Origin of the sequence: Microbacterium sp. AG238, assembly GCF_003610405.1 — a bacterium.
Classification (GTDB): domain Bacteria; phylum Actinomycetota; class Actinomycetes; order Actinomycetales; family Microbacteriaceae; genus Microbacterium.
Genome location: NZ_RAQC01000002.1, coordinates 290,179 through 309,449, shown reverse-complemented (window position 1 = coordinate 309,449; position 19,271 = coordinate 290,179). Strand labels below are relative to the sequence as shown.

Annotated in this window: 17 protein-coding genes; 6 read left to right on the top strand and 11 right to left on the bottom strand. The window is 70.2% G+C overall.

Features of this window, described 5'->3' with window-relative positions; all coding sequences use genetic code 11:
- Positions 1–47: 47 nt before the first annotated feature.
- The gene (locus tag DEU36_RS13000) at positions 48–704 is read right to left on the bottom strand and encodes a uracil-DNA glycosylase (protein WP_120265166.1); all 657 of its coding nucleotides are present in this window, start codon (positions 702–704) and stop codon (positions 48–50) included.
- A gap of 81 nt (positions 705–785) precedes the next feature.
- Here DEU36_RS13000 and DEU36_RS12995 point away from each other — a divergent pair, with 81 nt between their 5' ends.
- On the top strand, positions 786–2,282 hold the full coding sequence (locus DEU36_RS12995) for an MFS transporter (RefSeq protein WP_259455373.1): 1,497 nt from the start codon (positions 786–788) through the stop codon (positions 2,280–2,282).
- Between the two features lie 51 nt (positions 2,283–2,333).
- On the opposite strand, the gene DEU36_RS12990 is transcribed toward DEU36_RS12995, so the two are convergent.
- Together DEU36_RS12990 and DEU36_RS12985 are read right to left on the bottom strand one after the other, a co-directional pair.
- A complete protein-coding gene (locus tag DEU36_RS12990; protein WP_183045400.1) occupies positions 2,334–3,311 on the bottom strand; it encodes an acyltransferase in 978 nt (325 codons plus the stop codon).
- A 41-nt stretch (positions 3,312–3,352) separates the two neighbouring features.
- Positions 3,353–4,129 carry an SDR family oxidoreductase gene (locus DEU36_RS12985; protein WP_183045399.1) on the bottom strand — a complete coding sequence of 259 codons (777 nt, stop codon included), beginning with the start codon at positions 4,127–4,129 and terminating at the stop codon, positions 3,353–3,355.
- 120 nt (positions 4,130–4,249) lie between these two features.
- On the opposite strand from DEU36_RS12985, the gene DEU36_RS12980 reads away from it, so the two are divergent.
- The gene (locus DEU36_RS12980) at positions 4,250–5,572 is read left to right on the top strand and encodes a bifunctional o-acetylhomoserine/o-acetylserine sulfhydrylase (protein ID WP_120264756.1); all 1,323 of its coding nucleotides are present in this window, start codon (positions 4,250–4,252) and stop codon (positions 5,570–5,572) included.
- Between the two features lie 79 nt (positions 5,573–5,651).
- On the opposite strand, the gene DEU36_RS12975 is transcribed toward DEU36_RS12980, so the two are convergent.
- Positions 5,652–6,683 (bottom strand): TerC family protein, encoded by a 1,032-nt coding sequence (locus tag DEU36_RS12975; protein WP_120264755.1) that lies wholly within the window; start codon positions 6,681–6,683, stop codon positions 5,652–5,654.
- 180 nt (positions 6,684–6,863) lie between these two features.
- On the opposite strand from DEU36_RS12975, the gene DEU36_RS12970 reads away from it, so the two are divergent.
- Both DEU36_RS12970 and DEU36_RS12965 read left to right on the top strand, forming a co-directional pair.
- Positions 6,864–7,880, top strand: a complete 1,017-nt coding sequence (locus DEU36_RS12970) for a DUF2332 domain-containing protein (RefSeq protein ID WP_120264754.1) — start codon at positions 6,864–6,866, stop codon at positions 7,878–7,880.
- A gap of 46 nt (positions 7,881–7,926) precedes the next feature.
- Positions 7,927–9,129 carry a homoserine O-acetyltransferase gene (locus DEU36_RS12965; RefSeq protein WP_120265164.1) on the top strand — a complete coding sequence of 401 codons (1,203 nt, stop codon included), beginning with the start codon at positions 7,927–7,929 and terminating at the stop codon, positions 9,127–9,129.
- Positions 9,130–9,133: 4 nt separating this feature from the next.
- Here the strand turns inward: DEU36_RS12965 and DEU36_RS12960 are convergent, their stop codons facing one another.
- Genes DEU36_RS12960 through DEU36_RS12945 form a run of 4 tightly spaced genes read right to left on the bottom strand, consistent with a single transcriptional unit; the run spans position 9,134 to position 12,840 of the window.
- Positions 9,134–10,390, bottom strand: a complete 1,257-nt coding sequence (locus tag DEU36_RS12960; RefSeq protein ID WP_259455372.1) for an MFS transporter — start codon at positions 10,388–10,390, stop codon at positions 9,134–9,136.
- Positions 10,387–10,728: a thiamine-binding protein gene (locus DEU36_RS12955; RefSeq protein WP_120264753.1), complete on the bottom strand. Its 342-nt coding sequence runs from the start codon at positions 10,726–10,728 to the stop codon at positions 10,387–10,389. Before DEU36_RS12955 ends, DEU36_RS12960 begins: the two co-directional genes overlap by 4 nt.
- A gap of 13 nt (positions 10,729–10,741) precedes the next feature.
- A complete protein-coding gene (locus DEU36_RS12950; protein WP_259455371.1) occupies positions 10,742–11,947 on the bottom strand; it encodes a glycosyltransferase family 87 protein in 1,206 nt (401 codons plus the stop codon).
- Positions 11,948–11,988: 41 nt separating this feature from the next.
- Positions 11,989–12,840, bottom strand: a complete 852-nt coding sequence (locus tag DEU36_RS12945; RefSeq protein ID WP_120264752.1) for an ADP/ATP-dependent (S)-NAD(P)H-hydrate dehydratase — start codon at positions 12,838–12,840, stop codon at positions 11,989–11,991.
- A 35-nt stretch (positions 12,841–12,875) separates the two neighbouring features.
- Between DEU36_RS12945 and DEU36_RS12940 the strand changes: the two genes are divergently transcribed.
- Complete coding sequence (locus tag DEU36_RS12940) at positions 12,876–13,943, top strand: NADH:flavin oxidoreductase/NADH oxidase (protein WP_120264751.1); 1,068 nt, start codon at positions 12,876–12,878, stop codon at positions 13,941–13,943.
- Positions 13,944–13,982: 39 nt separating this feature from the next.
- On the opposite strand, the gene DEU36_RS12935 is transcribed toward DEU36_RS12940, so the two are convergent.
- On the bottom strand, positions 13,983–15,041 hold the full coding sequence (locus DEU36_RS12935) for a hemolysin family protein (RefSeq protein WP_120264750.1): 1,059 nt from the start codon (positions 15,039–15,041) through the stop codon (positions 13,983–13,985).
- Positions 15,038–16,405 carry a hemolysin family protein gene (locus tag DEU36_RS12930; protein WP_120264749.1) on the bottom strand — a complete coding sequence of 456 codons (1,368 nt, stop codon included), beginning with the start codon at positions 16,403–16,405 and terminating at the stop codon, positions 15,038–15,040. Before DEU36_RS12930 ends, DEU36_RS12935 begins: the two co-directional genes overlap by 4 nt.
- 295 nt (positions 16,406–16,700) lie before the next feature.
- Here DEU36_RS12930 and DEU36_RS12925 point away from each other — a divergent pair, with 295 nt between their 5' ends.
- The gene (locus DEU36_RS12925; protein ID WP_147374416.1) at positions 16,701–17,654 is read left to right on the top strand and encodes a hypothetical protein; all 954 of its coding nucleotides are present in this window, start codon (positions 16,701–16,703) and stop codon (positions 17,652–17,654) included.
- Between the two features lie 99 nt (positions 17,655–17,753).
- On the opposite strand, the gene DEU36_RS12920 is transcribed toward DEU36_RS12925, so the two are convergent.
- Positions 17,754–19,211, bottom strand: coding sequence for a GuaB1 family IMP dehydrogenase-related protein (locus DEU36_RS12920; protein WP_120264747.1), 1,458 nt, complete (start codon positions 19,209–19,211; stop codon positions 17,754–17,756).
- Positions 19,212–19,271 lie beyond the last annotated feature (60 nt).

Sequence of the window (19,271 nt, the reverse complement as noted above, 5' to 3'; positions counted from 1 at the left end):
GGGGCAACTCTACGGGCCGCACGTTTCACGCCGATGACGACGGCGGATCAGGCCTCCGGGATGCGCCAGTCGATCGGTGCGGCTCCGCGCTCGACGAGCAACTCGTTCGCGCGTGAGAACGGTCGCGAACCGAAGAATCCGCGACTCGCGGAGAGCGGCGAGGGATGAGGCGATGCGACGATCGCGGTGTCGCCGAGGAGCGGACGCAGAGTCGCGGCATCCTTCCCCCACAGAATCGCGACGAGCGGCTGCTCGCGGGCCGCGAGAGCGCGGATCGCGTGCTCGGTGACGCGTTCCCACCCCCAGCCGCGGTGCGACGCGGGCGCGCCGGGTGCGACGGTCAGCACCCGGTTCAGCAGGAGAACGCCCTGGTCGCTCCACGCAGACAGGTCGCCGTGCGACGCGGGCGGGATGCCGAGGTCGGATTCGAGTTCTCGGTAGATGTTGCCGAGGCTGCGCGGCAGCGGACGCACATGCGCGTCGACCGCGAATGAGAGACCGATCGGATGCCCGGGAGTCGGATAAGGATCCTGGCCGACGATCAGGACGCGGACGTCAGCCATCGGCCGGCGGAAGGCGCGCAGCACGTGGTCGCCCGCCGGCAGGTAGCCGCGACCCGAGGCGGTCTCCGCGCGTAACCGGTCGCCCAGCGCAGCGATGTCGCCGGCGACCGGCTGCAGCGCCTCAGCCCAGTCGCGAGCCATCGAGCCGTCGGCGGCCAGGTCGGTGAGGGAGCGAGGCGTCACTATCCCAGGGTAGGCCGGGGGCGGCGGTATGCTCGCCCCGTGTCGACGACGCTGCGAACCTCCGCCCTGGGCGTCACCGCGGGCCTGATCGGGTGGTTCATCCTGGTCGAGATCGTCAGCGGCATCCTGCAGGGCTACTACGTCCCCCTCTTCAGCGATATCGTCACCGAGCTCGGGATCCACGACTCCGACGTCAACTGGTTCGAAGCAGCCCAGCTGCTGCTGTCGGCCCTCGTCGTCCCGGTGCTCGCCAAGCTCGGCGACATGTACGGGCACAAGCGGATCCTGCTGATCGCCGCCATCCTGACCGCCGGCGCGACCTGGTGGCTCGCGTTCGCAGCATCCTTCTGGACTTTCCTCGTCGCCTGGGCGCTGCAGGGGTTCTACGTCGTGTGGCTCCCCCTCGAGATCGCGCTCATCTTCGAGCGCGGCAGACGGCAGAGCCGCGGGGTCTCGCTCACCCGCCGGGCCGCGGGGCTTCTCGTGGTCGGGCTGCAGGCAGGCGCCATCGTGGGCGCGCTGGCTGCCGGACGGATCTACGCGGCGACGGCCGGTGACATGACGCTCACCCTCATCGTTCCCGCCGTGGCCGTGACCCTCGTCGCCGTCGTCATCTGGCTCTGGGTGCCGGAGTCGACGCCGGAACCGGGCAGGCGTCGTCTGGACTCGCGCGGGTTCGTCCTCCTCGCCTTCGCGCTCCTGCTCGTCACCAGCGCGCTGACCTTCCTCCGTCTGAACGGTCCCGGGGCGCTGTGGGTGTGGGCGCTCCTGCTGGCGGGGATCGTGGGCTTCGTGCTCTTCGGGCGCTTCGAACTGCGTCAGCCCGACCCCGCGGTCGACGTCAGGATGCTCGCACGACCCGAGATGTGGCCGGTGCAAGCGACCGCGTTCCTCGTCGGTATCAGCCTTCTCGGGGCGCAGGGGCCGCTGTCGACCTACGCCGGCACCGATCCGTCGCTCGGCTACGGCCTCGGGCTCGACGCGACCGACCGGTCGAACGTCATCGGTGTCTACCTCGTGTCACTCATCGTGGGTGCCGTCCTGTTCGCGGTGACGTCGCGGCGGGCGAGCCCGCGGATCGTGCTCATCGTCGCGGCCCTGCTCGTCGGTGTCGGCTACGCCCTCTTCCTGCCGTTCCACCGCGAGCTCTGGCAGGTGCTGCTGAACCTCGGTGTCGCAGGTCTCGGCTGCGGCGCGCTGGTCGGTGCCATGCCTGCCGCGGCTGCCGCCGCCGCTCCACGCGGGCAGACCGGTGTGGGTTCGGCCATGACCAACACGACCAAGACCATCGGCGGGACGTTCTCGTCGGCGGTCTTCGGCGTCGTGCTCGCCGCCGGCGCGGGCGTCGTGGCGAGCGAGACCGCAGCGTCGCTCGGCGGCTATCTCACGGTGTGGGCCATCTGCGCCGCCGGCGGCTTCGTCGCAGCCGTTCTGTTGTTCATGGTGCCGAGAGTCGCGTTCGCCGATGCCGACGAGTCGCCGGCTGCGCCATCGGCGGACGAGTCGGACGAGGCGGTGGCTCAGCCGCGAGGATGAGCCGTGCGTGCCGAGAAGACCGGCCCTCTCGCCGACTCGCACGATCCCTGATCATGCACTCCTTCGCCCAACGGTCGGGGTCGCTCCTGCAACGGCCCGGGCATGGGGCCACGGCATGACGAAGAGCGCATCGACGACGGGGAACCGCCGCAGAGCCGTGAGCGCATAGCCAACAGCCAGCGCCGCCGCCAGGCCACCCCCGACGTGTGCTCGCCAGTCGGAGATCCCCGCCTGCGTCAGCGCGTTCGTCACAACGATCTGCGTGGGATAGTGCGACAGGTAGAACACCACGGAGTTGCGACCGACGTAGCGCAGATAGCGCGTGCCGCCGTCGGGAAGACGCCGGACCAGCATGATCAGTCCAGCGATACCCAGCAGGTTGAGCGGCGCGTAGAGCAACTCCTCCCGCCGGAGCGCGATGAGAAAAGTGACGCCGAAGTCCTGCGCGACATACCCCACGGAAAGGGCCACCGTCGCGATGAGGGCCACCGCACCCATCCACGGGCGATACGCACGCGCGATCTGGCCACGGTACGACCACGCCGCGTGACCGGCGAAGAAGTACCCGGCGTAGAGGAAGTAGTTCGTCCAGTCCGGATCGGACACGATGGCGGACACCGTCCAGAAGAACAGCGGCGGGATCCAGGTCGGGACTCGGACGAGCGCCGGCGCGATCGCGAAGTAGGTCGCGATGAAGAAGATGTACCAGAGCCAGCTCAGCGCGATCCATTCGTGCCAGCGCGGCACGCTCGGCTGACCCACCGCCACCCAATAGACGACGCACCAGATCAGGTAGGGCCAGACGAGCGCGCGGACCTTTCCGAGGACGTACCTGCCGGGAGGCTTGGACAGCGATGCGCCGAGCAGCATTCCGGATAGGACCATCAGAACCTGCATGCGGTACGGGAGTACCGCCGAATTGAGGATCTGCAACCACAGCGGCCCGTCGACGCCCGAGAGCATCAACGAGAGGGCGCTCGCGTGCAGCACCAGGACCAGCAGGATGGCCACGCCGCGAAGCGTGTCCATCCAGGTCATGCGTTGCGCGGCCGTGGTTCGCGGAGCGGCGTTCACGACCGAGGACTCAGCGGTCCCCGCGCGAGCAGGTGCTGTGCGGACTGCGCGACGGGACGCATCGTCACGAGGTCGAGGTTGACGTGCCCGGGGGCGTTCAGCGCGTAGGCGATGACATCGGCCACATCGGCGGCGACGAGCGGCTGCTCGACGCCCTCGTACAGGCGGTCGGCCGCCTCGTGATCGCCGCCGAGACGATTCAGCGTGAACTCCTCGGTACGCACCATGCCGGGGGCGATCTCGACCACGCGGATGGGCTCGCCGTTCAGCTCCAGTCGGAGCGCGTGGACGAGCATCGACTCTCCCGCCTTCGCGGCGTTGTAACCGGCACCGCCGGGGTACGCGGTCTGGGCTGCGGTCGAGGTGACGTAGACGGTGTCGGCGTGACCGCCGCCGGCTGCCACCCCTCGCCGCAGCAGAGGAAGGAGCGCAGCCGTCAGCCGTTGCGCCGACAGGACGTTCGCCTCGAACATCCACTGCCAGTCCTCGGGCGCGCCGTCTTCGACGCGGTCGGTGCCGCGGGCTCCACCGGCGACGTGGACGAGGGCGTGGAGGTCACCCGAGGCTGCGAGGTGCTCGGTGAGCGCCGCGACATCCGCCTCGCTCGTCAGATCGGCGGCGAACGATGCTGAGCCGACCTCGGCATCGAGCGCCTCGAGGCGGTCGGCTCGGCGCGCGACCCCCACCACATCCCAACCGGAGGTGCGCAGCGCGCGGACGACCGCCTCGCCGATTCCCGAGCTGGCACCGGTGACCACTGCACGTCGCGTCATCCCTCCACCGTAGCCGCCAGATTACGCAGCGTGTCCCGTGCGTTGTCCGGCACAGCCGGCGCCCGTACGCTCGACCCAGGCCGGCGACCGTCGCCGCTTTCCGACCCGATGGAGCCACGCATGTCCGCACCCGAGAACTGGCGCTTCGAGACGAAGCAGATCCACACCGGGGCCGCGCCCGACCCGGTCACGAAGGCACGCGCGACGCCGATCTACCAGACGACCTCGTACGTCTTCGACAACTCCGACCACGCCGCGAACCTCTTCTCTCTGGCGGAGTTCGGCAACATCTACACGCGCATCCAGAACCCCACGCAGGATGTCGTCGAGCAGCGCCTCGCCGCGCTCGAGGGCGGCACCGGCGCACTCCTGGTCGCATCGGGTCAGGCGGCCGAGACCTTCGCGATCCTCAACATCGCCGAGGCGGGAGATCACTTCGTCGCCTCGAGCTCGATCTACGGCGGCACCTACAACCTGTTCAAGTACACGCTCGCCAAGCTCGGCATCGAGGTCACGTTCGTCGAGAACCAGGACGACCTCGACGAGTGGCGCCGCGCGGTACGGCCCAACACGAAGCTCTTCTTCGCCGAGACGATCGGCAACCCGCAGATCAACGTCCTCGACATCCGCGGTGTCTCCGACGTCGCCCACGAGGCCGGCGTACCGCTCATCGTCGACAACACGATCGCGACCCCGTACCTCATCCGCCCCTTCGAGCACGGAGCCGACATCGTGGTCCACTCCGCGACGAAGTTCCTCGGCGGCCACGGCACGGTCATCGGCGGCGTCATCGTCGACGGCGGCAGCTTCCCCTGGTCCGAGCACTCCGAGCGCTTCCCGGGACTGACGACGCCCGACCCCTCGTATCACGGCGCCGTCTACACGCAGGCTGTCGGCGACGGCCTCGCCTATGTCATCAAGGCCCGCGTGCAGCTGCTGCGCGACCTCGGCGCCGCGATCTCGCCGCAGAGCGCCTGGCTGCTCATTCAGGGCATCGAGACGCTCTCGCTGCGCATCGAGCGTCACGTGCAGAACGCGCAGGAGATCGCCGAATGGCTCGAGAACCACGATGACATCGCGTCGGTGAACTACTCCGGTCTGCCGACCTCGCCGTGGTACGCCGCAGCCAACCGCTACGCGCCCAAGGGCGTCGGCGCCGTGCTGTCTTTCGAGCTGAAGGGCGGCGTGGCCGCCGGCCGCGCGTTCGTCGACTCGCTGCAGCTGTTCAGCCACCTGGCGAACATCGGCGACGTGCGTTCGCTGGTCATCCACCCCGCGTCGACGACCCACTCGCAGCTCACCCCGGAGCAGCAGCTCACGACGGGTGTCACCCCCGGGCTCGTCCGTCTGTCCGTCGGTCTCGAGAACATCGACGACCTCAAGGCCGACCTCGAGCAGGCCCTCGCGGCCGCGCGCGACGTCGTCGAGGCAGCGCGCGCCTGATCGTTCCTCCTCAGAACGACCGGATGCCCCGGCCCCACCGTCATCGGTGGGGCCGGGGCATCCGTCGTCTGCGGCGTCGTCAGTCGGCGTCGGACGCCGTCGTGATCTGCTCGCCCTGAACCTGCTCGCGGTCGTTCTTCGCCTTGTCGCCGCGGGTCTTGCGCAGGCTGGCGATGGTGGCGACGGCGACGGTGGCCGCGATGAACAGCAGCGAGAACCAGATGGGGATCTCGGGGACCCACAGCAGGGGCTCGCCGCCGTTGATGAAGGGCAGCTCGTTGACGTGGAGCGCGTGGAAGACGAGCTTCACACCGATGAAGGCCAGGATGACGGCCAGGCCCTGCGCGAGGTAGACCAGACGTTCGAGCAGGCCGCCGATGAGGAAGAACAGCTGACGCAGACCCATCAGAGCGAAGGCGTTCGCCGTGAACACGATGTAAGCCTCGTTGGTCAGGCCGTAGATGGCGGGGATCGAGTCGACCGCGAAGACCAGGTCGATGAAGCCGATCGCGATGATGACCAGGAGCATCGGCGTGACGAAGCGCTTGCCCTCCTTGCGGACGGTCAGCTTGTCGCCGTTGTACTCGTCGGTCACGGGAAGGTGACGACGGACGAAGCGCATGAACTTGCCGTTCGCCGGGTCGGAGTCGCCGTGGGAGAACGCCTGACGGTACGCGAGGAAGAGCAGCAGCGCGCCGAAGATGTAAAAGATCCACGAGAAGTTGTCGATGAGGGCCGCACCGATGGCGATGAACGCGCCGCGCATGATGAGCGCGATCACGATGCCGATCATCAGCACCTTCTGCTGGTACTTCTTGGGAACGGCGAAGCCGGTCATGATGATGAGGAAGACGAAGAGGTTGTCGATCGACAGCGCCTTCTCGGTCAGGTAGCCCGCGAAGTACTCGCCCGCGAACACCCAGCCCCAGCCCGGCACGAACCCGATGACCACGCCGAAGATGAGGGCGAGGCCGATGTAGAACGCCGACCAGCGCGCCGATTCGGCGATCGTCGGCTCGTGCGGAGTGCGCACGTGCGCGAAGAACTCGTACACGAAGAAGGCGATGGTCACCGCGATGGTGATGATCCACACGAGCGGAGTGATGTCCACGAAGGCTCCAAGGGGTCGACAGTAGCGAACGGCCAGGTCTCCTTCATCCCCGCAGGGACCGGCGTCCCGGGATCCGACGTCGGATCCGTAATGACGAGAGCGCCGCAGGTGGAAGTACTCCCCTTGCTTCGCGGTATCTTACGCGACGATGGTGACGCTCAGCGCATCTACGCTGAAGCGATGGACGCAGACACCTCCCGTCGCTACCATGCCTTCGCCGACTGGGCCCGGGGCAGCTCGCCCACCTATGCCGAATGGGCCGAGGGGATCGCCGGCGACGACGAGCTGACCGAGCGGATCTCGCGACTCGGCGAACGTCGTGGCCAGCCGAACCTCGTCTTCGCCGCCGCGCGCTGGGCCGGGTGCGGGCTCGAACCGTTCGCCGTCTGGCGAGACAGGCTGCTCACGGAGTGGGATCGCGTGGCGGCCATCACCGCGGAGCGCCGTACGCAGACGAACGAGGTCGGTCGCTGCGCCACGCTCCTACCGCCCCTCTCGCACATCGAGGGTCCGATCGCCCTGCTCGAGACCGGCACCGCCGCGGGCCTCTGCCTCTACCCCGACCGGTACGCGTACGAGTACTCGTCATCCGAGGAAGGTCCGCTTCGGACGATCGTCCCCGAGCGACCGGATGCCGCCGCGCTCCCCATGCTGCGCTGCCGCGTCGACGACCCCGGTGCCATCCCCGAGACCATCCCCGACATCGTCTGGCGGGCCGGCATCGACCTCGCCCCGATCGACGTGGGCGACGCCGACGCCGTCGCCTGGCTCGAGACCCTCATCTGGCCCGGTCCCGTGCACGACGAACGCATCGAGCGCCACCGCGCCGCTGTCGACGTGGCTCGGTCCGACCCGCCGCGCATCGTCCCCGGCGACATCCTCGACCGTCTCCCCGAGGTCGCCGCTGAGAGCCCTCCCGACGCGACGCTCGTGGTGTTCCACAGCGCTGTGCTCCTGTACCTCGACGCTGCCGAGCGTCGCCGCTTCGCCGACCTCGTGAGCACTCTCGGGGCGAGGGTGAACCGCCGGGTCGTCTGGATCTCGAACGAGACCGCCGGCACCCTGCCGGAGATCGACGGGCGGATGCCGCAGGGCGTCGACGCCACGGGGAGTTTCATCCAGACCGTCGACGGGATGCCGGTCGCGCTCGCGGGCCAGCACGGCGCGACCTACGAGGTATCAGCGCTCCGGTCGTGACGTAACACGCGAGCAGCGCGCGCCCTCACCCGGGAGAATGGCCGACATGGACTGGCAGACCTCCGAAGACACGGTGCCGAGCGCGCCGATCACGGAGGCCGATGCGCGCCTGTTGCGCGGACGGCCGCCCGCCACGGGCGCGTGGCGCGACGGCGACCCTGTCGGACACCGGAGCTTCGGCGCCTTCGGTCCGCTCATCACCGAGAGCGGCGAGCAGCTGCCGAGCTTCCGCCTCGCCTACGAGACCTGGGGCGAGCTGTCTCCCGAGCGCGACAACGCCGTGCTCGTGCTCCACGCCCTCACCGGCGACAGCCATCTGCGCGGCGACGCGGGTCCCGGGCACCCGACGGCCGGCTGGTGGGAGGACATCGTCGGTCCCGGCCTGGCGATCGACACCGATCGCTGGTTCGTCGTCGCCCCGAACATGCTGGGCGGCTGCCAGGGCTCGACGGGCCCCTCCTCGATCTCGTCCGACGGCTACGAATGGGCGGCGAGGTTCCCCTACCTCACGATCCGCGATCAGGTCGCCGCGCAGGTGCGGCTGGCCGACGCCCTCGGAATCGAGGTGTGGGCGGCGGTCGTCGGCGGATCGATGGGCGGAATGCACGCGCTCGAGTGGGGCGTCGGTCACCCCGACCGCCTGGACCGACTCGCGATCCTTGCCGCGCCGCCCGTCAACACCGCCGACCAGATCGCACTGAACTCGGTCCAGCTCGAAGCCATCCGCATCGACCCCCGGTTCCAGGACGGCGAGTACTACGACGCGGCCGACGGCGACGGCCCGCACCGCGGCCTCGCGCTCGCGCGCCGGATGGCGCTGCTGAACTACCGCAGTCCGACCGAGCTGAACCTGCGCTTCCAGCGCACCTGGCAGTCGGGCAAGAGCCCCCTGGGTCTGGGCGGGCGCTTCGCGGTGGAGAGCTACCTCGACTTCCACGGCAACAAGTTCACGCGACGCTTCGACGCCAACAGCTACATCACCCTCGTCGAGGCGATGAACTCACACGACGTCGGCCGAGACCGCGGCGGCGTCGACGACGCTCTGTCACGCGTGACGGCGCGCACGCTCGTGCTCGGCATCGATTCCGATCGACTGTTCCCGGTCGAGGGGCAGCATCGCATCGCACGCGGCATCCGATCGACGATCGACGACGCGGCGGTGGTGATCTCGAGTGATTTCGGGCACGACGCCTTCCTCATCGAGACGCCGACCGTCGGCGCTCACCTGCGACGGCTGCTCGAGGGCTGACGCCTCAGCGCGGAGGCGCGGGCGTGCCGGACCGCTCGACCTGCGGCGACGTGCGGCGCCGGGCACGGGCCTCGACGACGAAGCTCGCGCACGCGACTCCGAGCCCGGCGAGCGCCAGGACGACACCCACCCACACGGGTGCCACGTATCCGAGTCCCGCGGCGATGACGGCGCCTCCGAGCGCCGCGCCGAGCGCGTTGCCCATGTTCAGGGCCGAGTGGTTCAGCGCCGCCGCGATCGACTGGTTGTCGCCCGCGACATCCATCAGCCGCGTCTGGATGGTCGGGCTCAGCGCCGAGGAGAAGAACCCGACGAGGAAGACGAAGAGGCCTACGGCCACGATCCAGCCCGCCGTGAGCGCGAGGAGCGACTGGACGACGGCGAGGGCGAGCAGGCCGCCCAGGAGGCTGCGCCGCAGGTCACGATCGGCGAACCTGCCGCCGACGAGGTTTCCGATCGTCATGCCGACCCCGGCCACGACGAACACGATCGGCACCGCCCACTGCGGCGAGCCGGCCGCCTCGGTGACGAGGGTCGCGACGTAGCTGTACACCGCGAAGAATCCCCCGAAGCCGATGGCGCCGATCCCGAGGGCGAACCACACCTGGCCGATGCCGAAGACCCGCAGTTCGGCGCGCAGGGTTCGCGACGGCTCCCCCGCGTGGTGCGGGACCGTCAGGGCGATGGCCACCGTCGCGATCGCGAAGATCGCCGCGACGACGAGGAACGCCGCTCGCCATCCGAACTGCTGACCGAGGAACGTGCCGAGCGGAACACCCACGACGTTGGCGATCGTGAGGCCGGTGAGCACGAACGCCACACCTTGCGCGCGCTTGCCCGGACCCAGGACGTCGGCGGCGACCAGGGCGCCGATGCCGAAGTAGGCCCCGTGCGGCAGCGCCGCGAGGAACCGGGATGCCGCGACGAGCTCGAAAGTCGGCAGGATGAGCGTCAGCGCGTTGCCGAGGGTCAGGGCGAGCGCGAGGAAGACCATGACCCGGTGCCGGGGATACTTCGCCACGATTCCCGCGATCGTCGGCGCGCCGACGACGACACCGGCGGCGTAGAGGGTGATGAGCCACCCCGCCTGCGCGATCGCCGCTTCCGGATCGCTCGCGTAGACGGAGGGCAGCAGCTCGCCGGCGATCTCGGGCAGGAGGCCCATGACGACGAACTCCGTCATCCCGATGCCGAAGCTGCCGATCGCGAGCGAGAGCAGAGCCCGGCGGGCCGTCGGGCGGGAGAGGTCGGGCGTCGTCACTCCGGGAGCGTAGCCCCGGCCTCCCCGTCATGTCGAATCGATTCGAGCGCGCTCTCGAGGCGCTCGACCTTGCCGTCGAGTTCGCCGCTGAATCCCGGGCGGATGTCGGCCTTCAGCACGAGCGAGACACGCGAGCCGAACGGCAGCACCGCCTCGGTCGCCCGCTTGACGACATCCATCACCTCGTCCCACTCCCCCTCGACCTCGGTGAACATCGAGGTGGTGCGGTGCGGCAGGCCGGATGCCCGCACGACGGCGACCGCTGCAGCGACGGCGTCGTGCACGGAGCCGTCGGCGCGGCCGGTGCCGCTGGGGGCGACGGAGAAGGCGATGAGCATGGTGACCTCCGGATCAGACGGGGATGGATGACGGCGTCCGAACCGGCACCCGGACGAGGCGGACCACCATCCAGACACCGAGGACGACGAGCAGGGCGTTGCGAGCGGTGAGGATGCCGACGCCCAGCGGGTGCGCCGTCAGGACCTCGCCGTAGAACACCGGATAGACGAGCTGGGTGAGAGCGCTCAGCACGAGCACGAGGACCGCGGGACGCGCCCAATCGCGGCGTGCGACGACCAGCCCGAGCACGACCGGCGGAACGAGCCAGCACAGATACTGGGGCGACCCGACCTTGTTGAGCACGATGAACACGGCGACGATCGCGAGCGCCGCGACCGGCAGAAGGTCCCGCACCGCGGCACCGCGGCGCACCTTGAGAGCGGCGACGACCGCCACGGCGCCGACTCCGAGCATGAGGATCGGAGTCATCGCCGCGATGACGGGATCGATCTCGGTGCCGGTCACCTGGAACGTGAGGATCTCCGTCGAGTAGTAGACGAAGAAGCCCGGGAGCCCGAGCATCTGACCCCAGAGGTAGAACATGCTCACGGGAGCCTCGACCTGCAGTCCGCGCCCGGTCTGATCGCCGATGAACCCGAGAGCGTGATCGAGACCCCCTGCGCCCACGACGACGGCGAGCGTGACGGCAGAGACGACGAGGCCCGCGCCGACCAGCGCCCATCGGCGCCGGAGTGCGATGACGGCGGCCGCGATGATCGCCGCCGGCCACACCTTGATCCAGGTCGCGACCGCCAGCAGGATGCCGGCGAGCCAGGGCCGTCCGCGAAGCCACAGGCACCCCATCACGGCGAGCGCGACGGTGACGGCGTCGAGCCGGTAGAGCCCCACGGGCCCGAGGAGCAGGATCGCGGCGAGCCAGAACCACGCCGCCGTCACACGGCCGCGCGACCGGGCACGCCCGACGAGGACGGCGAATGCCACGGCATCCAGGGCCGAGACGAAGACAGCCCATCCGACGGTGTAGCCCGCGATCCAGGCGAATCCGTGGGCGAGCACGAGCGGGACGAGGGCGAGCTGCGGATACACCCAGTCCTCGTCGACTCCCACGATGCCCTCACCGGCGAGCGCTCGCTGCGACCAGGGTTCGTAGACGAGGTAGACGTCACCCATCGGCTGGTTCGGGAAGACGAATCCGAGCGCCGCGACGACGACATGGACGAGCGCGAACGCGACCCACAGCGTTCCCCGTCTCGACACCGTCACATCCTACGGTGAGCCCGTTCCAGCGCCGCCGGACGTCAGCGGCCGCCCGGGTCACGGCCCGAGAGCAGCATGTCGACCACGGCGGGCACGGCCTCGGCGACATCCAACGCCGTGATCGGACCAGGCCCTGCGGTGCGACCGGCGTGCCCGTGGATGAACGCCGCGGCGGCGGCCAGCGGCGCCAGGGCCGCTGCATCCAGGTCGTGCTGAGCACCCCGGGCCGCCACGACCGCACCCAGGATGCCGCCGAGCACGTCGCCCGTGCCCGCGGTGGCGAGCCACCCGGTTCCGGCACGGACGACGGTGTTCCAGCCGTCGGGCGCGGCGACGACGGTCTCGGCGCCCTTCAGCAGCACGGCGATCCCCGCCGCAGCGGCGGTCTCGCGGGCCGCGGCGATGCGGTCGGCAAGCGATGTCGGTACCGCATGGTCGAGGCCGAGCAGGGCTCGCAGTCGTGCATGCTCGCTCTGGTGCGGCGTGACCACGAGCGGTGCTGCGGCGCCGGCGACCAGATCGAGAGCGCCCGCATCGACGACGACGGGGAGGTCGCCCTGCAGCAGCTCCCCCAGCCGGGCGGTCTCGGCGGCGGGCCGGGTCGCGGCATCCGTCCCTGATCCGATCAGCCACGCCTGCACGCGTCCGGGCGCGGTGACGGTCTCGGGCCTGCGCTGCAGCACGAGATCGGCGGGACGCTCGGGGCCGAGGTAACGCACCATGCCGACGCCGGTCCGCCACGCGGCCTCGACGCCGAGCACGGCGGCTCCCGGATACTCCTGCGACCCGGTTCGCACACCGAGGACCCCACGGGAATACTTGTGGTCGTCGGCAGTTGGCTTGCGCAGGAGCGCGGCCGTGTCGCGCGCATCCCATTCGTGGATCTCGACCATGGCGCCACCCTATCGGCGCCCCGAAGGAGCCCGGCGTGAGCCAGCTGTTCAGCCCCCTGACCATCCGAACCGTCGAGGTGCGCAACCGCCTCTGGGTCGCCCCCATGTGCCAGTACACGGCCCAGGACGGCATCCCGAACGACTGGCATCACGTCCACCTCGCGCAGTTCGCCTCGGGCGGCGCCGGACTCGTCATGGCCGAGGCGACCGCGGTCGTGCCGGAAGGTCGCATCACGCCCGAAGACACCGGCATCTGGAACGACGCGCAGCGCGACGCCTGGCGTCCGATCGTGACCGCGATCCACGACCGGGGTGCGGTGGCCGCGATCCAGCTCGCGCATGCGGGCCGCAAGGCATCGACTTATTCGCCGTTCGCCGCCGAGCGCGGGACCGTGCCGGCGACCGACGGCGGCTGGCAGACGCTCGCCCCCTCCGCCGTGGCCTTCGACGGCTACGCCCGGCCCGACGAGCTCGATCTTGCCGAGATCGACGCGCTCGTGACCGCATTCGCCGACGGGGCGCGCCGTTCACTCGAGGCGGGTTTCGACGTGCTCGAGATCCACGCCGCGCACGGCTACCTGCTGCACGAGTTCCTGTCGCCGTTGTCGAACCAGCGCACCGACGAGTACGGCGGCTCGCTCGAGAACCGCGCGCGGCTCCTGCTGCGCATCCTCGAGGCGGTTCGCGCCGCCGCACCGGACGCCCCGCTGTTCGTGCGCTTCTCGGCGACGGACTGGGCCGAGGGCGGTTGGGATGTCGCCGACACGTCGACGGTCTCGACATGGGCGCACGAGCGCGGCGCCGACCTCATCGACGTCTCGAGCGGCGGGCTCGTCGCACACCAGCGCATCACCACTGGTCCCGGCTACCAGGTGCCCTTCGCACGCGAGATCCGCACGACGACCGGCCTGCCCGTCAGCGCCGTCGGCGAGATCACGACCGGTGCCCAGGCCGAGGACATCCTCGTCGCGGGCGCCGCCGACGCGATCATGGCCGGCCGCGAGTGGCTGCGCGACCCGCATTTCGGGCTCCGCGCGGCCGACGAGCTGGGCGAGGACGCCGAGATCTGGCCGCCGCAGTACGTCCGCGCGCGGCGTCGCTGAACCGGCGTCCCCACCTCGCCCCTTCCGGGCCGGGCTCGCTCAGGCCCAGCGAGGTGCGCGGCGCGTGGCGTCGTGCACCTCGCCGATGAGCTCCTCGATGATGTCCTCGAGGAAGAGCACCGCGGTCGTCCGACCCTCGGCATCCCGCACCTGAGCGAGGTGACGACTCGACCGCCGCATCAGGGCGAGCGCATCCTCGAGATCGGTCGTCTCGGCGACGGGCACCATCAGGTGGATGCGCTTCGACTTGATCGGCCGTGAGGCCACGCCGTCGGCATCCTCCGCCTCGCGCAGCACGTCCTTCAGATGCACGTACCCGACCGGCTGGTCGGCGTCGTCCACGATGACGTAGCGCGAGAAGCCGTGCCGCGCCACGGCGCGCTCGACGTCTTCTGGCGTGGCCGTCTCGGGCAGTGTCACCAGTTCGCTCAGCGGCACGGCGACGTCGGCGGCTTTCTTGTCTGTGAACTCCACGACCGCGGCGACCGTTCCCGACGCATCGTCGAGCACGCCCTCGATGCGAGAGGTCGCGACGATGGTGGCGACCTCGTCGAGCGTGTAGGTCGACGTCGCCTCGTCCTTCGGCTCGACCCGGAACAGGCGCACCGCGTGATTGGCGATCCAGTTCAGGGCGACGATGATCGGGTAGAAGAGCCGAGACACCCAGCGCAGCGGTGTCGCCAGCAGCAGCACCGCCCGGTCGGGCAGCGAGAACGCCAGGTTCTTCGGAACCATCTCGCCGAACACGACATGCAGGTACGACACGACGATGAGCGCCACTGCGAAGGCGACGACGTCGACGACTGCCTCGCCCCACCCGGTGAGCCCGAGCGGCACGGCCAGCAGATGGTGGATCGCCGGCTCGGAGACGTTGAGGATCACCAGCGAGCAGATCGTGATGCCCAGCTGGCAGGTAGCGAGCATGAGCGTCGCGTGCTCCATCGCCCACAGCGCGGTCTTCGCCGAGCGCGATCCCTTGTCGGCGAGCGGCTCGATCTGAGATCGGCGCGCGGAGATGACGGCGAACTCGCTCGCGACGAAGAACGCGTTGAAGGCCAGCAGCACGACGAGCCAGGCCAGTCCTGCCCAATCGTTCATCGACGATCACCGTCCTCGCGACGCGGCGCGCGTCGCATCGGCTCGACCGCCGATGCGGTCGTCGCCGTATCGGGCACCGGGGTGGGCTCGAACAGCACACGGTCGACGCGCCTGCCGTCCATGCGCTGAACCGTGAGCGTGCCGTCCTCGATCTCGACCGTGTCGCCGACGACGGGAATACGTTCGAGCACGCTCATCACGAATCCGCCGACGGTGTCGTAGACGTCGCCCTCGGGGACGCGGACGCCGGTGCGGTCGAGCACCTCGTCGGGACGAAGATCGGCGGGGAACACGATGCCGCCCGCGACCCGAAGCACTCCGGCCCGGTTGCGGTCGTGCTCGTCGAGCACCTCGCCCACGATCTCTTCCACGAGATCCTCGAGGGTCACGACACCGGCGGTGCCGCCGTACTCGTCGACGACGATCGCCATCTGATAGCCCCGAGCGCGCAGTTCGCCCAGCACGGCGTCGAGGTGCACCGCTTCGGGCACCCGCAGCGGCTCCTCCGCGATCGCGGCGGCGGGCACATCGGCGCGGCGCTCGCGCGGAACGCTGACCGCCTGCTTGACGTGGACGATGCCGGTGATGTCGTCCATCGAGTCGCCGAAGACCGGGAACCGGCTGTGGCCGGTGCGGCGCGCGAGCTGGATGACGTCCTCGACGCTGTCGCCCGCGGCGACGGCGTGCAGGCTGGGCCTCGGCGTCATGACGTCGGCCGTGGTGAGCCGGGCGAACGTGAGCGATCGGTCGAGCAGCGAGGCGGTGTCCTTCTCGAGCACGCCCGCACTCGCGGACCGGCGCACGAGGCTCGACAGCTCCTCCGCGGAGCGGGCACCCGAGAGTTCCTCCTTGGGCTCGACGCCCATCGAGCGCAGCACGCCGTTCGCGCTGCCGTTGAGCACCGTGACAGCCGGCCGGAACACGGTCGTGAACAGGGTCTGGAACGGGATGACGAGCTTCGCCGTCTGGCGCGGGATCGCCAGCGCGAAGTTCTTCGGGACGAGCTCGCCCAGGATCATCGAGAAGATCGTCGCGATCGACACGCCCACGATGGCGGCGACCGGGCGGGATACGGTCTCGGGCCAGCCCCACGCCTCGAAGACGGGCGAGAGCAGATTCGAGATCGCCGGCTCCATCGTGTAACCGGTCAGCAGCGTCGTCAGGGTGATCCCGAGCTGCGCGCTCGACAGATGCGTCGAGGTGATCCGAAGCGCCGCGATCGTCATCGACAGTCGGGATTCACCCGCCGCCTGGCGCGCTTCGAGATCTGCGCGATCGAGATTGACGAGCGCGAACTCACTCGCGACGAACAGACCGGTGCCGACGGTCAGCAGGAGCCCCACGCCCAGCATGACGAAATCCATCAGGCGTCACCCCCGATCGATCGGGGTCGGCGGGGCGAGGGTCGGCAACTAGGAGGGTCGTCCATCGTGCGCCCGATCTTACGCCTGTCGAGGGCGGCCCGGAGGGCGGCATCCGGTTCGCTTGCGTTGCCCTGGGGTCGGGCGCACCTTCGCGCGTCGAGCGCGCTTCGAGCTGCGCTTCTCTTCGAGAAGTGCGCTTCACGTCGATTCCTCCCCCGGAGCGTGTGGGACGGCGGATTCCGCGGTGACGGATGCCGCGGGCCCGGTGAGCCCCGCGCTCGGGCAGGCTTCCGGCATGAACTGGATGACCCGACCGCCGCTGGACGTCGTCGTCCGGCGGCGCGAGGCCGACGAGACCACCGCGCGGCTCCTCGATCGGGCGCGCAGAACCGGGGCCGCGACTCCGATCGCGCGCGGGTCGTACGCCGCGTCCGAGGCCTGGGCGGCGCTGAATCCGCGCGACGCGCACGCGCAGCGCGTGTGGGAGGCTGCGGCCCGCCTGCGCCCGGGCACCGTCTTCTCGCATCACGCGGCCGCCGCCGTGCTCGGCATCGATCTGCTCGGCTCGTGGCCGCGAACGATCGACGTCACCACGGCCACGTCCGCGGGCTCATCGGGCGCCATCCGCCGCCATCACCGGCCGCTGGATGCCGACGAGGTGATGCCCTGGGGCGCGCATCTCCTCACCGTGCCCGCGCGTACGGCCGTCGACCTTGTGTCGCTCCTGCCCGCGGTCAGCGGGGTCGTCGCCGCCGACCAGGCCCTGTGGCACCGACGTTCCGGCGGCGCACTGTGCACGCGGCAGGAGCTCGAAGAAGCGGCATCCCGCTACACCGGCCGCGCCCACGCCCGAGTCGCCGCCGTGACCGCGTTCGCCACCGGCTTCTCCGACAGCGTCCGCGAATCCCAGAGCAGAGTCCTGATCGACCGGCTCGGCTTCCCCGCACCGACGCTGCAACAGCGCTTCACCCTGCCGGACGGCCGCGACGCGTTCGCCGACTTCTGGTGGCCCGATCACGACCACATCGGCGAGTTCGACGGCACCGGCAAGTACCTCGACCCGGCGATGCGGCAGGGACGCACACCCGAGCAGGTGCTCATCGCCGAGAAGGATCGGGGCGACGCACTACGGCGTCAGGTTCGCGCGCTCTCACGATGGCGCACCCCGCACCTGCGGAGCCCCCGGCTGCTGTACGACATCCTGCGGGCCGACGGCCTCCCCTCGGCCCGCCCGCGCCCCGGGCGGTGAGCCGAGAGCGGCGCAGTCATCGGGCGCACTTTCGGTCGTCGGCCGCAGTACGAAGCGCGCCCCATCCCGCGAACTGCGAGCGAAGCACGGCGCGCGGACCTACCAGCTGACGGGAAGCGCCTTGCCCTCTTCGTAGCCGGCCGCCGACTGCAGACCCACTGTCGCGCGGTCGTGGAACTCCGCGACCGTGGCCGCGCCCGCGTAGGTGAACGACGAACGCACGCCCGAGGTGATCATGTCGAGCAGATCCTCGACGCCCGGACGCAGCGGGTCGAGGTAGATGCGCGACGACGAGATGCCCTCGGCGAACAGCTCCTTGCGCGCTCGTTCATAGGCATCGAGACGCCCGAACCGGCCGACGACGGCCTTCGTCGAGGCCATTCCCCACGACTCCTTGAACGCACGTCCCTCGTCGTCGAGCTGGACCTCGCCGGGCGACTCGATCGTGCCGGCGAACCACGAGCCGATCATGACGGATGCCGCGCCCGCGGCCAGCGCGAGGGCGACATCCCGGGGGTAGCGGACTCCACCGTCAGCCCATACGTGCGCGCCGCGTTCCGCCGCGGCCTGCGCGGTCTCGAGCACCGCGGAGAACTGCGGGCGCCCGACGGCTGTCATCATGCGGGTCGTGCACATCGCGCCGGGGCCGACGCCGACCTTGAGGATCGTGGCTCCCGCATCGACGAGGTCGGTCACGCCCTCGGCCGTGACGACGTTGCCCGCGACGATCGGCAGACCGAGATCGAGCGCGGCGACCTCGCGCAGTGCGCGGAGCATGCCCTCCTGGTGCCCGTGGGCGGTGTCGACGACGAGCACGTCGACGCCCGCGGCGGCGAGCGCCTGCGCCTTGGCCGCCGCGTCACCGTTGATCCCGATCGCGGCCGCGACGATGAGCCGGCCGTCGCCGTCGACGGCGGGGCGGTAGATCGCGGTGCGCAGCGCGCTGCGGCGCGAGAGGGTGCCGACGAGCACCCCCTGGTGGAGCATCGCGACGACCGGCACGTCGGCCGCGTCGATGAGGTCGAAGGCGGCCCGAGGATCGGCCACATCGTCGGCGTCGATCGCGGTCGCTCGGTCTCGGACGAGGTCGCCCAGACGCGCGTCGGGCAACGCGGTCGCGAGGCGGGCGGCGGGGACGATTCCGGCGATGTCCTCGATGCGCCGCGTCGGTGCCGCCGGGTCGGCGACGACGATGCCGTGCCCGTCGAGCGCGGGGAGGATGCGGGATGCCTCGGCCACCGTGGCATCCGGTGAGAGCACGATCGGGGTGTCCCACGCGACCGGCTGGTCCTTGACCCATCGGATGGCGGCGTCGAGATCCTGGAGAGGCATGTCCTGCGGCAGGACGCCCAGACCGCCGCGCCGCGCCAGGGTGGCGGCGAGGCGCGGACCGGTGACGGAGTTCATGTTGGCCGAGACGATCGGCAGTGTGGCAGCGGTGCCGTCGCCGGGGGCGAGATCGACGTCGAGCCGGCTCGTGATGGCCGATCGGCGCGGCACGAGGAAGACATCGGAGTACGTCAAGTCGACCGTGGGATCTGCACCGGAGAAACGCATGGCCCATACGCTACGCCGCCGACCCGACAGGCGGCCGGAGCGCCTCGATCACGATGCGAT

What these genes read in the sequence shown, in the direction of transcription:
- DEU36_RS12945 (WP_120264752.1), bottom strand. Translation starts at nt 12,840, where the DNA reads ATGGTCGAGATCCACGAATGGGATGCGCGCGACACGGCCGCGCTCCTG.
- DEU36_RS13000 (WP_120265166.1), bottom strand. Translation starts at nt 704, where the DNA reads ATGGCTCGCGACTGGGCTGAGGCGCTGCAGCCGGTCGCCGGCGACATC.
- DEU36_RS12925 (WP_147374416.1), top strand. Translation starts at nt 16,701, where the DNA reads ATGAACTGGATGACCCGACCGCCGCTGGACGTCGTCGTCCGGCGGCGC.
- DEU36_RS12920 (WP_120264747.1), bottom strand. Translation starts at nt 19,211, where the DNA reads ATGCGTTTCTCCGGTGCAGATCCCACGGTCGACTTGACGTACTCCGAT.
- DEU36_RS12980 (WP_120264756.1), top strand. Translation starts at nt 4,250, where the DNA reads ATGTCCGCACCCGAGAACTGGCGCTTCGAGACGAAGCAGATCCACACC.
- DEU36_RS12990 (WP_183045400.1), bottom strand. Translation starts at nt 3,311, where the DNA reads ATGGACACGCTTCGCGGCGTGGCCATCCTGCTGGTCCTGGTGCTGCAC.
- DEU36_RS12935 (WP_120264750.1), bottom strand. Translation starts at nt 15,041, where the DNA reads ATGAACGATTGGGCAGGACTGGCCTGGCTCGTCGTGCTGCTGGCCTTC.
- DEU36_RS12985 (WP_183045399.1), bottom strand. Translation starts at nt 4,129, where the DNA reads ATGACGCGACGTGCAGTGGTCACCGGTGCCAGCTCGGGAATCGGCGAG.
- DEU36_RS12930 (WP_120264749.1), bottom strand. Translation starts at nt 16,405, where the DNA reads ATGGATTTCGTCATGCTGGGCGTGGGGCTCCTGCTGACCGTCGGCACC.
- DEU36_RS12955 (WP_120264753.1), bottom strand. Translation starts at nt 10,728, where the DNA reads ATGCTCATCGCCTTCTCCGTCGCCCCCAGCGGCACCGGCCGCGCCGAC.
- DEU36_RS12965 (WP_120265164.1), top strand. Translation starts at nt 7,927, where the DNA reads ATGGACTGGCAGACCTCCGAAGACACGGTGCCGAGCGCGCCGATCACG.
- DEU36_RS12970 (WP_120264754.1), top strand. Translation starts at nt 6,864, where the DNA reads ATGGACGCAGACACCTCCCGTCGCTACCATGCCTTCGCCGACTGGGCC.